Genomic DNA, 14,433 nt, shown 5'->3' on the forward strand with positions numbered 1-14,433 from the left:
TGGTCGTGGTTCCCCTTGAGCATTGTGTTTGTTTGCCCACAGGCCGGCTCGTATAAACCATCACCCCTTTTATTTTAAGGCACAGAGGGAAGAACAATGAAAACTAATATCCCTGTGGTCGTATTAGTACTCGCGACCTTTTTTATGATTTCGTTTATTACCAATATCCTCGGACCGATATTTCCGGCGCTTATTGATAGCTTTGATATTGGCTTAACGCTAGCGGGGTTTTTCCCGTTCGCATTCTTTATCGCCTACGGAGTCATGTCCATTCCGGCGGGGTTGTTAGTGCAATCTTGGGGCGAGAAACACGTGATGTTGTTGGCGTTTTTACTCGCTGCATTAGGCGCAATGGCGTTTGTGCTTATGCCGGTATTTGCGGTTGCAATGACAGCGCTGTTCTTGCTCGGCTCAGCTATGGCACTACTGCAAGTGGCGGTTAACCCATTATTGCGCGAAAGCGGCGGCAGCCAGCATTTTGCGCTGTTGTCAGTGTTGGCGCAGCTGATGTTTGGTGGCGCTGCAACGTTGTCCCCTTTGGTGTATTCACATTTACTTGAGCAAACGCAAACTGGGCAAGGTGTTGGAGCCATGATAGCGCCGAGTATTCCCGCGAATATGGGGTGGCTGAGTATGTATTGGCTGTTTGCGGCATTAAGTGTGGCCATGCTGGTATGGATAGCGCTAACACCCATTAAAAGAGCCCAGCGCAACGCCGATGAACGGCTCAGCGCCAAGCAAAGCCTGCAATACTTTAAAAACCCCACGGCCATTAAGTTCTTCTTTGCAATCGCCGCTTATGTTGCCCTAGAGCAAGGCATTGCCAATTCCATGTCGGTGTTTTTACAGCAACAACATGGCTTAGAGCCCAACACTGAGGGCGCAGCGGTGGTGAGTCATTTTTGGTTGAGTTTAACCCTGGGTTGTTTACTCGGATTAGTGCTACTTAAGTGTGTGGATGCGCAAAAGTTATTGATGTTCTTTAGCGTGGGTGCCGCGCTCTGCTTAGTTGTAGCGCTGTTTGGCAGCCAATCGCTAGCGGTGCTGGCATTTCCTGCCTGTGGGTTTTTCTTGTCCATTATGTGGTCGGTTATTTTCTCTTTGGCGCTCAACTCTTTTAAAGCCGGGCATGGCGCTGTGGCCGGGATCCTCTGCACTGGCATTATTGGCGGCGCCGTGGCCTCGCCAATCATTGGCGCAATCAGCCAAGGTATAGGGAGCTTACAAATCGCCATTCTAGTACTGTTTGTACCGCTGATTTATATCTTTAGCGTGGGTATTTGGGCGCGTCCACTGGTGCGCAATCACACCCTTAATCTGTTTAAAAAATCCGTTTCCAACGAAGAGTTAAAGAGTCCTTCATGAAAAATGTTGTATGCATCGACTTGGGAGGCACCAAAGCACTGGTAGCGCGTGTTGATGGCGTGAATCTCAGCGCCCCGATTCGTCGCGCGGTGCCCTACCAAGGGGAGAAAGAACAAATCAATGCATTTGTCTTAGAGTTAGTGCGCAGTACCATTAACGAGCACAGTCAAGGCATTGCCATTGGCGTTCCGAGCATGGTGGAAATGCAATCAGGTCGGGTGCTGGAAACCGTGAATATTCCCAGTTGGCACAACGTTGCTTTACAGCAATTGTTACAGACCCACTTTGAGTTACCGGTGGTGGTGCACAATGATGCCAACTGTTTTGCCATGGGCGAGTATTGTTATGGCGGCCATCAAGTGCAAAACCTCGTGGGTGTGTGCTTAGGCACCGGCCTTGGCGCGGGCATTGTCATCGATGGCACCTTGTATAGCGGCAAACATGCGGCGGCCGGCGAGTTTGGTAGCTTTCCCTATCGAGATGGTATCATTGAGCACTATACCAGCGGGCAATTCTTTAAGCGCCAAGGTTTAGAGGGGGGCGCGCAGGCACTGTTAGCGCAACAAGGCGATGCGCATGCAAAGGCGTTGTTTGCTGATTTAGGTACACACGTAGGTTATGCCTTGGCGCAGGTGATGCTGGCTTTTGACCCAGACAAAGTCGTGCTTGGCGGCTCCGTGGCACGCTCTTACTCACTGTTTGCTGAAACCATGTGGCACGCGCTCAGTAAGCAGGCTCACCCCATTTTAGTTGAAGCGTTGCAAATAAGCCCCGGGCAGTTGGAATATGCGCCGCTGTTGGGGGCATATGCGTTATTCGAACGTCACACCCATTTGCCACACAAGGAGGTTTATTGTGCGTAACCTAATTTTATTGTTGCTTGTTTACGCGGCCAACGCGCAAGCGATCACGGCGTTGCAGCTTGAGCGTTTGGCGCAGCAACTACAAGTGCATTACACCTTGATTGATGCCAATCCTGATAGTTGTCCTGAGCAAAAAGAGACGTGTTACCTCAGTGAACTGACACTGTCGTTAGCCAGCGCCGAGGATTTAGAGCCACTAAGCGATTGGGCCATCTATTTTAGCCAGCTGATGCCTATCTACGCGGTGCAGGGGGAGCAGCTCGCTATTGAGCATGTTAATGGTGATCTACACCGCATCCGTGCCACTTCGCAGTTTACCGGCTTTGGTGAGGCGGACGTAAGCGTGCGTTTTTACACTGAACAATCGCAAATCACCCGCTCGGAATTTATGCCCAACTACCTGATAAGCGATGTTGAGCATCGTCTTGAGCCACAGGTGATCGCCAGCACGCAAAGCGCTGTTGATGACACTACAGGCTTAGAGCAGCAACCCTATTTACAGGCTTTCACCGGCATCAAGCAATTACGAGTGAGTGATGATGATAAAACCCCCTGGATGGGGGCTGAGTATTTATATCACCATCAAGTACGCCCTAAGCCCCGTGATACCGTATTGGGTTTGGTGCCACAGCCACAGCACATTGCGCGTAAGGCGCCAGGGCGATTGTCGCTAAGCAAAGGTTTTACACTGCAATTAAAGGGGATAGAGCGAGGCGCTATCGAGGCGGCGTTAAAACGATTAGCAACCCTCGGCGTTCATGAGCGCCAAGCTGCGGTGAGTATTGAAATTAATGTTAGCGAGCAAGCAGGCGCGCCGCCAGAGTCTTATAAACTCAATGTGCGTGGTGAGAGCATTGTTATTCAAGCGCCCAGTGCCACTGGGGCCTTTTACGGGCTGCAAAGTGTAGCGGGGCTATTGAATAGTGACGATTTAAGCCTGGAGCGGGTCGCTATAGAAGATGCGCCGCATTATGGCTTTCGTGGTTTACACATTGATGTAGCGCGTAATTTTCGAACTAAGGCGTTTATTCTTAATACCATAGAGCAAATGGCGGCGTATAAGCTTAACAAGCTGCATTTGCACTTGGCAGATGATGAAGGCTGGCGTCTTGCCATTGATGGTTTACCGGAGCTGACCGAGGTGGCGGCAACACGTTGTTTAGATTTAGCAGAGCAGCGCTGCTTGTTGCCCCAGTTGGGCGCCGGCCACCTTAGTGACAGTGGAGTGAATGGTTTTTATAGCGCGCAAGATTATGTTGATATTTTGCGTTATGCCCAAGCCCATCATATTGAAGTGGTGCCTTCGCTGGATATGCCCGGGCACTCGCGTGCCGCTATTAAAGCGATGGAGGCTCGTTATCAGCGTTTGCTGGCGCAAGGCGACAAACAGCGCGCCCGTCAGTACCGTTTAGTGGAGCCACAAGACCGTACGCAATACCGCTCTATTCAGCATTATAACGACAACACCTTAAATATTTGTTTGCCGTCAACCTATCGCTTTATCGATAAGGTCCTGCTGGAAGTACAGCGTTTACATCAGCGAGCGGGGGTGGCGTTGCACACTTATCATATTGGTGCCGATGAAACGGCCGGAGCCTGGCTGGCGTCACCGGCATGCCAACAGCTCAAAGATAAGGTCGCGGACTTTAGCTCATTCAATGGTTATTTTATTGAAAAGATTAGTCAATCTTTGGCTAATAAAGGCATTAAAGTAGGTGGTTGGAGTGATGGCATGAGCGATGTGCGCTTAGCAAATATGCCAGCTCATGTGCAAAGTAACGCCTGGGCGACCTTGAGTGACAATGGCCATGAGGTTGCCCATCAGCATGCCAATCAAGGATGGGATGTGGTGATCTCCAGCCCAGATGTCACCTATTTTGACTTTCCATATCAATCGCACCCACAAGAGCGCGGTAATCACTGGGCCAGTCGGGCTGTTGATACGCAAAAAGTATTTGAGTTTATGCCTGATAATCTGCCCGCACATGCAGAGATATGGCGCAGTGTTAAAAATCAGCCGTATCGCGCCGATGACAGTGACTCGTCATTACAACCCGGTGTGCAGTTTGCCGGTGTGCAAGGACACCTTTGGTCGGAGATGCTGCGCACAGACCGCCAAGCCGAGTACATGTTGTATCCGCGCTTATTGGCGTTAGCAGAGCGTGCTTGGCACAAACCGCAGTGGGCACTGCCTTATGTGGCCGGTCGCAGTTACAGTGCCGACACCGAGTTTTTCGATGCGCAACGCCAACAGCAACGAGAGCAGGACTGGCAGCGTTTTGCTTATTTAGTTGGCGAACGGGAAATAGCTAAATTAGAAAAGTACGGGCGTTTTTATCGCATTCCCACAGTGGCGGCAAGCACCACTAAACAAGGCTATATCGATGCCTTTACTTTACTTCCCGGGTTTGCCATTGAAGTACAAGCGGCGGATGGCCAGTGGCAACCGTTCAAGGGCAACAAGCACTATGGCCCGGTGCGGGCGATACGAGCACGATCGCCACTAACCCAGCGCCGAGGCAGGGCGTTGAGTTTGCAGTAAACCAAGATTTCACACCAGTAAGGCAAGAGCAGGGCGGTGATCACCGCCTTTTTGCTTTCGCTACTGAAACTAGTTGATTTAAATACGGTAATAAGTATTAATAAGGCTAATTATATTTAAGGATGAAAATAATGGTTCGCTTGCTCTTTACCTTCGCTTTACTGTTACTTACCACTTCTAGCCTTGCGCAAAGTAATCTATTCGTCGACAAATACAAAGGCGGCCGCACCAAGGCCGACGCCCATTACAGCTATATGCCTGTATTAGTGCTAGACAAAGGTGATCAACGTATAGAGTTAGCGGGGGAGTATCGCGCTTACATGCAGGAGATTGAGCCTAGCGCCAAACTCGGCTTTTCACACCTACTTGCTGATGTTAAAGCCAAGCTGGAGGCTAAGGGTTTTAGCATACAGGTTTATTGCGTTCAGGAGTGTGATAAACGCACTTACGCCCGGCTAATTGATGATACCTTTCGCGATACAGTGTTGTATCGCTTAGGTTATTACAATGTGCAGGAAAACCGATTTGGCTATCTGTCAGCGATGAAAACAGTGAATGAGCAGCCACGTGCAGTTATGCTGTTTGCTAAACAAGAACGCAGCGGAGGGCTTTCCTTAGGCTATGAACAAATTGCATCGTTGCCCATGCCTGATGCGGGTCTTAGCGTGCAGCAAGACTTTGAGATTGATGCGTTGGATTTTAGTCAGCTAAAAGCCAAGGAAAAAGATGCAAAAGGCAGTGCTGATCACCCATTAATCGAGCGCTTCCCTGGCAGTTATATCAAAAGCAGCGGCGTGAGTGATTATGAACCCTATCCGTTAATTGTAGGTCAGTATAAAAAATCAATTCCGGTGCGCACCGTCGGCGGTAAAGTGACCACGCTAAATTACCGTATTGATAAAACGGTTGGACCTTATGCAGTTCATAAAAACTACATGAATGCACTGACCCAAGCTGGGTTCACTATTATTTATGAGTGCCAAGCACGTAGTTGTGGCAACTATATTTTGCGTGATAATTACCGCGATACCATTTTTGCTAAGCGTCATGATTCTGATATCTATAACATGACTGAAAAAAGCAACTTTTACTTGTTCACAGCTGAGAAAGACACACCTCATGGCAAGCTATACACATCGATGTACAGCCTACAACGTAGGGCCAAGGAAAGTGTAGAGTTGGTGGTTGATATTATTGAAGAAAAAGGGGTTAGCCACGTAGCTTTAAATATCGACAGTGACAATCTTTTAAAAGAAATACAAAACACAGGCAGTGTTTCTTTGTATGGTATTGAGTTTGATTTTAATAAACACACCATTAAACCTAGCTCAAAAGCGCAATTGGATGAAATTGCAAAGTTCTTAACGCAAAGGACTGATGTTTCTTTGTATGTGGTTGGTCACACCGATAACAAAGGTGTATTTGACTACAACCAAGACTTAGCGAGTCGACGCGCTCAAGAAGTGGTGAACACCCTGGTTCGTGATTACCAAATAACCCAACAGCGATTGCAAGCGGTGGGTGTCGGGCCAGTCGCTCCGTTGGCTGCAAACGACAATGACGATAATATGCAGCGTAACCGTCGCGTTGAATTGGTACTCAAAGCTCCCATGTTCCTATAACCAAGCAGTTAAGCCCTGCCTCAGGTTGCAGGGCGCTATGGTTGAATATAAGTTGTTCTGTGGCCTTGTTTTACAAAAGCACTGGTCAGTTATACAAAAAGTGCTGGGCCAGAACCAAAGACTCAATAATATTGGCAGAGCGTAAATTAATCGAAATGAGGGCGCAGCTGTTCACGCATTTCCATCATATTGCCAGGATGGATTTCCCAGCGGTTTTTATCTTCGAACTCAAAATCGATTTTAAAGCGCTCTGTTTCGCCATCCATTTGAAACAGCAGTTTTATAAAACGCCAGTCGCATTGCTCATAAACTTCCTCACGGAATTCACGAAGGGTATTGCTAAGTAGCAACATGTCCTCTTCTATTCTGGCTGTTGCGGGTTCAACTTCGTCGCCATTATATAAAAAGCCGGAGTTGGCCATATGGCCCTCATTAAACTCGAAAACAAACGCAAACGCTGTCCATGGGTTTTGCTGTACTTTCTTGCAGCGTAGAAATAGACCTGCAATGTATTGGAGACGTTCCATTGGTATATTCATACGGTGTCCTCTTGTAGGCGTTTGATGCATAAAATCGACAACCAACGCCAAAATAGCGATTAATCGAAATGAGGGCGCAACTGCTCACGCATTTCCATCATATTGCCAGGGTGAATTTCCCAGCGGCTTTTATCTTCAAATTCAAAATCGATTTTAAAGCGCCCGGTTTCGCTTTCCATTTGGAACAATAACTTTATAAAACGCCAGTCGCATTGCTCATAAACTTCCTCACGGAATTCGAGCAGAGTGTCGTCTAACAACAAAGGATCGTCTTCTATTTCGGCAGAGGCAGGGCGTACTGCTTCTGCGTTATATATGAAACCAGAGTTGGCCATATGACCTTCATTAAACTCGAAAACAAAAGCTAATTCTGTCCAAGGGTTTTGTTCTACTCTTTCACAGCGTAAGAATAGGTCTGCAATGTACTGTAGTCTTTCTGCTGGTATAATCATAAACCCTCTTATAAGCGCTTCAGTCGCTTTTGGCTATTTCTATCTATATTAGAGCGTTCAAGCGTTTTTATAGTTTTGGGCTATACGCTTGAGTTCAGCAAGAATACCCTGCTCTAGTAGAGACACGTAAGGCAGTTGTATCGTAGAGTAATTATGCACTTTAGAGGGAACTGAAAGGTTTAATATTGAAATTCCCTTTTCATCTTCAGCCATACAATTTGGTGAGAAACGGATTTTCAATTCTTGGCCATCAAATAAGTTTTTCATGTGAAGTGTGTCGGCAGGGAGCCCCCCTTCACTGGGTAATTTCATGAAACCATTTTCGATGGTATCTATTACCCAATCTAAAGAACTGAGTGGAATACGAAATTCAGTATGGCGGATGTCTTTCTTGAAGAACGCACGTTGCTTTTCATTTAACTTGCTTTTCTTTCTAAAAAACAAGGTTGTCGAACTTTTCACTATATAAAGTGTTTCATTTTCGTTGAAAAAGAAGTTATCGAGAGTCTTTTCTAAAGTATGACCGTGTGGAAGCTGATCAATATCAAGCATCTATTTATCCTCTAATTGGTTTGGCAGGAATTCGCATAATAGCGCCTACTTTAGGGTCTTCGAGCTCAGCGATAGTTTTTGGTGAGCGTTCGATGGTAATACTCTCAAGTGTTCCATGCTGGTTCGCAGGAAGGTAGCCTGACTCTCCTTTTGTTTTGGTTAGTCCGTCGCCAGAAAATGCATGGTTTGTGCCTATTTCGGTGGTATACATGTGTCGATTTAGAAATTTTTCGCTTTTATCTTCATCTTTAAAGTAAATTTCGGCAAACTCATCCACCTCATCTTGGTTGTAGGGATTAAGGCCTGCCTCAAAGTAATCGTTCATTATCCCCTTGTATTCCTTTGAGTATTCAGGTGTCATCACTTCCTTTAATGTTTCTGGAGGGTGTTTGTCTGTTTCTGATGAGTTTTCATTGCTAAACTCCTTAACTCCCACGTCCTTCATCCGATCATAGGTTGGTACAAAGGTATAGGAGTCTTCGTTTTCCAAGTACTTTTCTTGGTCTACGATAATAACTTCCCACTCGGCGTCCTCTTTCCAATTCATACCATTTAAATCGTTCAGCAGTTTAGGGTCTGTGTCAGCATTTTCCATTTGGTCAAAGGTAGTGGTCCAAGTGGTTGTCCGCCCCGACTCACGTTCAAAACCAAGCTTATCGTTAGGTCCTTTCTTTTCTTGTAAGGTGACAATAAAGCGCTCTTTTACAACGCCCTTTGCGGCTAAGGCTTCTAATTCACTCTGTGAATATTTAGGTTGATATTCGCCGGTCTCTTCTAGACGTTTACGCGCATCCGCCAAGCGCTGCACACACTCTTCCATGCTTTGCGGTGGTGCTTTTTTTTGTGCTGGCGCTTTTTTAGCGCTTGCTTCACTTGCTTGTGGTTCGCTTGCTTTGCTGGTATCCGTTTTTTTGCCTGCGCCGGTGACCACTGGCGCTGAGCTTGTGGAACTGGGTGCGGGTGCCTTTTTCTCTGGGCTTGCCAAATCGGCGCCGCTGCTGCGCTTCGGTGCGCTTGAGCCAGCGGCATCGCTACTGCGTGTTTTATCTGATTTTTGCAGCTGTTGTTTAACCACGTTGGGGTGCTCGGCAATATCCCACAGTTCGAACATCACTAAGCGTTCATCCACCAAAGCTTCGGCCACCTCGTTAAGCTGTGAAGTGACTGGCTTATAGCCTGAGCCGAAGCTGGTGATATGTAAATAGTCGAACAAGGTGCTAATAATAAACTGACTATTGCGCCATGGGTCGAGATCATGCAAAAACTGCTCGGCGAATACACGCCCGGACCGAAATGCATAGATGGGATGGGGAAGCATAGGATCATCGGGGATATGTTCAGGGCGACACACCAAATGAGGATGACCAAAACTGCAATACACAATGTAACCGCGAGCGAATGCCGCAGGCGTTACTGGGTTGTAATCCTTGACGAGACTAGAGCTTTCCATAGCACACATAAATTGTTTTTAACTGGCGACAATATTACCCGATGTGATGCCTAAAAAAAAGCACAATAAAAAGAAAGCGCCCAGCCAGGGCGCTTATTCTACGCTATGGTGAAGGGGGGCCAATTCCTATGCACACCCCCTGTTTGAATCCAATTAGAGAGGAACAAAAGGTGGTTGCAATTGCAAACCCTTCGCACGCTTTTACGGAACTTTATAAATAGAGCGATCACTTTTATTTTAAAAAAATAACAATCGCGTCTATCTCGTGGCTAGAGAACTAGCGCCTTACTTTAATGCGCGGGCTTAGGTGATTTGTTAGTTGCAACCTAGCATGCCTTTGTTATACTCGGCGCGAACTTTCAGTAAGTAGTGAAAGTTCCTAACCAATATTTCGTAATTAAACCCGAAGTGGATGTACACAGTGCTTTCAGCTAACACGAACAATTCAACCTTGCTAACGCAACCGCTGGTGTTGGGCGCGTGCTTTGGTCGTGGTGTTGTGCTTGCTTGTGTGCTCTTTGCGCTTAATACGGCGTTGTTGCTCAGCGGCTCTCTTGGAGATGCCATCGAGCTTGAAGCGCTAATGGGCGAAGGTTTAAGCCAAGAGCCTTGGTTGGTGGCGGCGATGCAGTTTTTTGCCCAGCCGGTGCTTAGCGCCCAGTTGTTAATTGGTTTATGTTGGTTATTGTTTCACTTTTTTGCGCCTAAGCGCGCAGCCATTTCGCTGCGTAAAGCGGCGTTTGACTTTGTCGCCCCCACCCGTTGCCAGAATCCTCAAGGCGCGCATGGGTGCCGCGCTCCTCCATCATTTGCCGGTTGATTGTTTTTAGTTGCTACCACTTAGGAAATGCGTGTCCTCGGTAGCGACCTCAGTGCGTCTGCTTAATTTTTGTCACTGACCACAGTCAACCCACCGCAGTGTTATTCGCGGTGCCTCGGGCAGCAATGCTAATCTATCTCTGCACACTCTACATTAGTGAAGGTCAAGCTATACGCTGACTCAGTCGCTTATGTCGCGGCTGCAGAGAACCTTTGGCAAAGCAGCATTTTTGCATCTTAAAAATGCTCCCTTAACCGCGAATTTCGTCCTTTAAGCGTTGTATTTATGCGCTTGAAGTAGCTCAGGCCACTTTGTGGCGAGGTTTAACCTTTAGGTTGTAGGGTAGTGTTTTGTTAACTCGAAAACTCTTTTCATTCGCTTTCGCCCTTATGGTGTTGGTGCTCAGTGGCTGTAGTGGCGGAGTGCTGGACCCCAAGGGGCAAATTGGCATTGATGAGAAAAATCTCATTATTATTGCCACCGTTCTGATGTTGGTTGTGGTGATCCCGGTGATCATCATGACTTTGTATTTTGCCTGGAAATATCGCGATGGTCGCGACCATGAGATCTATGCCCCGAAATGGGCGCACTCGAGCAAAATAGAAGCGGCGGTGTGGACCATTCCCATCGTTATTATCATTGTGCTTGGGGTGATCACTTGGCGCTCCACACAAGCACTTGACCCATACAAGCCGCTGGCCGGTAAAGGGGAGCACTTAACCGTGCAGGTGGTGTCGCTAAATTGGAAGTGGCTATTTATCTACCCTGAGCAGGGTATTGCCACGGTCAATGAGCTGGTGTTTCCAGCCAATGTGCCGGTGGAATATAAAATCACCTCGCAAAGTACCATGAACTCCTTTTTTATTCCCCAGCTGGGAAGCCAAATTTACTCCATGGCGGGCATGGAAACCCAGCTACACCTGATTGCCAACGAGCCTGGCACATTCAAAGGCTTTTCAGCCAACTACAGTGGCGCCGGGTTTAGTGGCATGAAGTTTAATGCCATTGCCACCCCCACACAGGCCGACTTTGATACCTGGGTTGCCAATGTCAAAGCCAAAGGGACTAAGTTAGACCAACACAGCTACGAGACGTTAACCCAACCCAGTGAATACCATCCGGTGAGCTATTACAGCGAGGTGGAGCAGGGGCTGTTTCACAGCATTGTGATGAAGTACATGCAAGGTCACGGTGAAATGAATTATTACGCCAAGCCCGAGCATGCGGCGCATAACCAACATCGCGTCGAGGAGTGAAAATGAATCTATTTGGAAAACTATCAATTGAGGCCATTCCATACCACGAGCCCATTATTATGGTGACTTTGGCGGTTGTGGCTGTACTGGGTCTGCTGCTTGCAGCAGCGATGACAAAATATCAAAAATGGGGCGTGCTATGGCGAGATTGGATCACCTCCATTGATCATAAACGATTGGGCATGATGTACATAACCCTTGCCCTGATCATGTTATTCCGTGGGTTTGCTGACGCTATTATGATGCGTACTCAGCTGGCCATGGCGACCGGCGGGGCAGCCGGGTACTTGCCCCCTGAGCACTACGACCAAATCTTTACCGCACACGGCGTGATCATGATTATCTTTATGGCGATGCCTTTTATGATTGGGTTGATGAACATTGTGGTGCCACTGCAAATCGGTGCCCGCGATGTGGCCTTCCCATTTTTAAACAACCTGAGCTTTTGGCTTACGGCGGGCGGCGCAATACTGATTAATTTATCCTTAGGGCTTGGCGAATTTGCTAAGACTGGGTGGGTCGCCTATCCGCCGCTGTCAGAGTTATCTTTTAGCCCCGGTGTGGGAGTCGATTATTATATTTGGGCGTTGCAGATATCAGGCTTGGGTACTTTGCTAACGGCGGTAAACTTCCTGGTGACGGTATTTAAAATGCGCGCGCCGGGCATGAGTTTGATGAAGATGCCTATTTTTACTTGGGCATGTACCTGGGCGAATATTCTTATCGCCGCATCGTTCCCCATTTTAACAGCGGTGCTGGCCATGCTTACTCTAGATAGATACATGGATTTCCACTTCTTCACCAATGAAGCAGGTGGTAATGCGATGATGTATATCAACTTATTTTGGGCATGGGGCCACCCAGAGGTTTATATTCTGATTTTGCCAGCGTTTGGCATTTTTTCTGAAGTGATCTCGACTTTCACTGGCAAGCGTTTGTTCGGCTACAAGTCCATGGTTTATGCCAGTGGTGCAATTTCCATTTTGGGCTTTATCGTCTGGCTGCATCACTTTTTCACTATGGGCTCCAGTGCCAATGTAAACGCCTTCTTCGGGGTGATGACCATGGTCATTGCGGTGCCCACTGGGGTGAAGCTGTTTAACTGGCTATTTACCATGTACCGAGGGCGTCTGCGCATCACCGTGCCGGTGCTGTGGACCATTGGCTTTATGATCACCTTTACTGTGGGCGGTATGACCGGCGTGTTGCTCGCCATTCCCGGCGCAGACTACGTGCTTCATAACAGCTTGTTTCTGATTGCGCACTTTCACAACACCATTATTGGTGGCGCAGTGTTTGGCTACCTTGCCGGCTTTGCTTATTGGTTCCCCAAAGCCATGGGCTATAAATTGGATGAGCGTTGGGGCAAGGCGTCATTCTGGTGTTGGCTGGTGGGCTTCTTTGTTGCCTTCATGCCGCTGTATGTACTGGGCTTTTTAGGTATGACGCGACGCCTAAACCACACCAACAACCCAGATTGGAACATCTGGCTGTACATTGCCTTTGTCGGTGCTGTGATCATTATGTTTGGCATCGTATTTCAGGTGATCCAACTGGTGGTGAGTTATAAAAACCGTGCGCAATTGCAAGATACCACCGGCGATCCTTGGAATGGCCATACCTTAGAGTGGTCTACGGCATCACCGCCCCAGTACTACAACTTCGCAAACACCCCGGTGGTACGTGATATTGACGCTTGGACCGACACCAAAGAGCAGGGGCAGGCTTATCAGCAAGGGCAACACTATGCGCCCATCCACATGCCGAAAAACACCTCAGCTGGCGTGCTTATGAGCGCCGCGCTTACGGCATTTTGCTTCGCCATGATTTGGCATATTTGGTGGCTTGCCATTGCCGGCCTTGGCGCCGCTATAACCGTGTTTATTAAGCGTTGTTACAGCAATGACGTTGATTACTATGTGCCGGTGGCTGAAATTGAAGCCATCGAGTCAGCCCATATCCATCATGCAACTGCGGAGGGTCGCTCATGAGTGCCACTACATCAACCGCTATTCACACCTTAGGTGAGGCGCATCACCCCGATTGTGCGCACCATGATACATCAAGCAATACCGTGTTTGGTTTTTGGTTATACCTGATGACCGATTGCCTGTTATTCGCGTCATTTTTTGCCACCTACGCGGTGCTGTACATGAACACCGCCGGCGGGGTTTCCGGCAAAGATATCTTTGAGCTTGACTTTGTTGCCCTAGAAACGGCGGCCTTGTTGCTCAGCAGTATTACCTTTGGTTTTGCCATGATAACCGCTAAGGCGCAAAAACAGGCGGCTACATTGAGCTGGTTGGCGGTTACTTTTGCCCTAGGGGCGGTGTTCATCGCTATGGAAGTGTATGAGTTTCATCACTTAATTGCCGCTGGCAATGGCCCACAACAAAGTGCGTTTTTAACCTCGTTTTTCTCTTTGGTGGGGCTGCATGGCCTGCATGTGAGTGCGGGATTGATTTGGATGAGCGTGATGATGATTGAGGTGCTGCGCCGTGGGCTTAAGGGGCAAACGGTAACGCGCTTAAGCTGTTTAAGCTTATTTTGGCACTTTTTGGATATTGTCTGGATTTGTGTATTTACCGTGGTGTATCTAATGGGGGTGATGTCATGAGTCACAGTGAAACTCACGCGATGGATAAGCTCGAGGCAGTCGCAGAGCAAGGCCTAGTTAATCACGCTAAGGATTATGTCATTGGTTTTGTACTCTCGGTCGTGCTCACCGGTGCACCGTTTTGGGCGGTGAGCAGTGGAGCGTTGTCGACAACCAGTACCTTGTCCACTGTGGTGGTGGCAGCCATAGTGCAAATTTACGTGCATTTAAAATACTTTTTGCATCTTAACTTTGTTAGTGAAGAAGGCAAAGCGAATAGTATCTCCTTTATTTTTAGTGCCCTTATCATCGTTATGGTGGTTGGCTTATCGGTGTGGATCATTTACGAGTCCAACGCCATGATGATGTATTAACG

At 47.9% G+C, this 14,433-nt stretch carries 13 protein-coding genes; 9 read left to right on the forward strand and 4 right to left on the reverse strand.

The genetic code is table 11. The features are described from left to right. Positions 1–96 precede the first annotated feature (96 nt). The 4 genes from PRUTH_RS16270 to PRUTH_RS16285 all read left to right on the forward strand — a co-directional run bounded on the left by PRUTH_RS16270 (position 97) and on the right by PRUTH_RS16285 (position 6,392). Positions 97–1,365, forward strand: coding sequence for an MFS transporter (locus PRUTH_RS16270; protein WP_151173890.1), 1,269 nt, complete (start codon positions 97–99; stop codon positions 1,363–1,365). Continuing rightward, positions 1,362–2,228 (forward strand): ROK family protein, encoded by an 867-nt coding sequence (locus tag PRUTH_RS16275; RefSeq protein ID WP_151173891.1) that lies wholly within the window; start codon positions 1,362–1,364, stop codon positions 2,226–2,228. The genes PRUTH_RS16270 and PRUTH_RS16275 overlap by 4 nt, the downstream gene beginning before the upstream one ends. Beyond that, complete coding sequence (locus PRUTH_RS16280; protein WP_257221101.1) at positions 2,221–4,770, forward strand: family 20 glycosylhydrolase; 2,550 nt, start codon at positions 2,221–2,223, stop codon at positions 4,768–4,770. Before PRUTH_RS16275 ends, PRUTH_RS16280 begins: the two co-directional genes overlap by 8 nt. 131 nt (positions 4,771–4,901) lie before the next feature. Next, positions 4,902–6,392 carry an OmpA family protein gene (locus tag PRUTH_RS16285; protein ID WP_170268991.1) on the forward strand — a complete coding sequence of 497 codons (1,491 nt, stop codon included), beginning with the start codon at positions 4,902–4,904 and terminating at the stop codon, positions 6,390–6,392. 146 nt (positions 6,393–6,538) lie between these two features. Here the strand turns inward: PRUTH_RS16285 and PRUTH_RS16290 are convergent, their stop codons facing one another. From PRUTH_RS16290 to PRUTH_RS16305, 4 genes are read right to left on the reverse strand one after another with little or no spacing between them, the layout of a single operon-like run. Beyond that, a complete protein-coding gene (locus tag PRUTH_RS16290; RefSeq protein WP_170268993.1) occupies positions 6,539–6,931 on the reverse strand; it encodes a hypothetical protein in 393 nt (130 codons plus the stop codon). A gap of 59 nt (positions 6,932–6,990) precedes the next feature. Further along, the gene (locus PRUTH_RS16295; protein WP_151173895.1) at positions 6,991–7,383 is read right to left on the reverse strand and encodes a hypothetical protein; all 393 of its coding nucleotides are present in this window, start codon (positions 7,381–7,383) and stop codon (positions 6,991–6,993) included. 57 nt (positions 7,384–7,440) lie between these two features. Continuing rightward, positions 7,441–7,935, reverse strand: a complete 495-nt coding sequence (locus PRUTH_RS16300; protein WP_151173896.1) for a hypothetical protein — start codon at positions 7,933–7,935, stop codon at positions 7,441–7,443. A 4-nt stretch (positions 7,936–7,939) separates the two neighbouring features. After that, positions 7,940–9,385, reverse strand: a complete 1,446-nt coding sequence (locus PRUTH_RS16305) for a hypothetical protein (RefSeq protein WP_151173897.1) — start codon at positions 9,383–9,385, stop codon at positions 7,940–7,942. Between the two features lie 421 nt (positions 9,386–9,806). On the opposite strand from PRUTH_RS16305, the gene PRUTH_RS16310 reads away from it, so the two are divergent. The 5 genes from PRUTH_RS16310 to cyoD all read left to right on the forward strand — a co-directional run bounded on the left by PRUTH_RS16310 (position 9,807) and on the right by cyoD (position 14,431). Next, complete coding sequence (locus tag PRUTH_RS16310; protein ID WP_151173898.1) at positions 9,807–10,205, forward strand: hypothetical protein; 399 nt, start codon at positions 9,807–9,809, stop codon at positions 10,203–10,205. Positions 10,206–10,555: 350 nt separating this feature from the next. Continuing rightward, positions 10,556–11,461 (forward strand): ubiquinol oxidase subunit II, encoded by a 906-nt coding sequence (gene cyoA, locus PRUTH_RS16315; RefSeq protein ID WP_371741534.1) that lies wholly within the window; start codon positions 10,556–10,558, stop codon positions 11,459–11,461. A gap of 2 nt (positions 11,462–11,463) precedes the next feature. Continuing rightward, entirely contained in the window at positions 11,464–13,452 is a 1,989-nt protein-coding gene (cyoB, locus tag PRUTH_RS16320; RefSeq protein WP_045980165.1) for a cytochrome o ubiquinol oxidase subunit I, read from the forward strand. After that, a complete protein-coding gene (gene cyoC, locus PRUTH_RS16325; protein WP_053909576.1) occupies positions 13,449–14,078 on the forward strand; it encodes a cytochrome o ubiquinol oxidase subunit III in 630 nt (209 codons plus the stop codon). Before cyoB ends, cyoC begins: the two co-directional genes overlap by 4 nt. Continuing rightward, the gene (cyoD, locus tag PRUTH_RS16330) at positions 14,075–14,431 is read left to right on the forward strand and encodes a cytochrome o ubiquinol oxidase subunit IV (RefSeq protein WP_151173899.1); all 357 of its coding nucleotides are present in this window, start codon (positions 14,075–14,077) and stop codon (positions 14,429–14,431) included. The genes cyoC and cyoD overlap by 4 nt, the downstream gene beginning before the upstream one ends. Positions 14,432–14,433 lie beyond the last annotated feature (2 nt).

Source organism: Pseudoalteromonas ruthenica, assembly GCF_008808095.1.
Taxonomy (GTDB): domain Bacteria; phylum Pseudomonadota; class Gammaproteobacteria; order Enterobacterales; family Alteromonadaceae; genus Pseudoalteromonas; species Pseudoalteromonas ruthenica.

Bases quoted from the DNA above. Each gene is read 5' to 3' on its own strand.
- PRUTH_RS16285 (WP_170268991.1), top strand. From the start codon at position 4,902: ATGGTTCGCTTGCTCTTTACCTTCGCTTTACTGTTACTTACCACTTCT.
- PRUTH_RS16300 (WP_151173896.1), bottom strand. From the start codon at position 7,935: ATGCTTGATATTGATCAGCTTCCACACGGTCATACTTTAGAAAAGACT.
- PRUTH_RS16295 (WP_151173895.1), bottom strand. From the start codon at position 7,383: ATGATTATACCAGCAGAAAGACTACAGTACATTGCAGACCTATTCTTA.
- cyoB (WP_045980165.1), top strand. From the start codon at position 11,464: ATGAATCTATTTGGAAAACTATCAATTGAGGCCATTCCATACCACGAG.
- cyoD (WP_151173899.1), top strand. From the start codon at position 14,075: ATGAGTCACAGTGAAACTCACGCGATGGATAAGCTCGAGGCAGTCGCA.
- PRUTH_RS16270 (WP_151173890.1), top strand. From the start codon at position 97: ATGAAAACTAATATCCCTGTGGTCGTATTAGTACTCGCGACCTTTTTT.
- PRUTH_RS16275 (WP_151173891.1), top strand. From the start codon at position 1,362: ATGAAAAATGTTGTATGCATCGACTTGGGAGGCACCAAAGCACTGGTA.
- cyoC (WP_053909576.1), top strand. From the start codon at position 13,449: ATGAGTGCCACTACATCAACCGCTATTCACACCTTAGGTGAGGCGCAT.
- PRUTH_RS16305 (WP_151173897.1), bottom strand. From the start codon at position 9,385: ATGGAAAGCTCTAGTCTCGTCAAGGATTACAACCCAGTAACGCCTGCG.
- PRUTH_RS16290 (WP_170268993.1), bottom strand. From the start codon at position 6,931: ATGAATATACCAATGGAACGTCTCCAATACATTGCAGGTCTATTTCTA.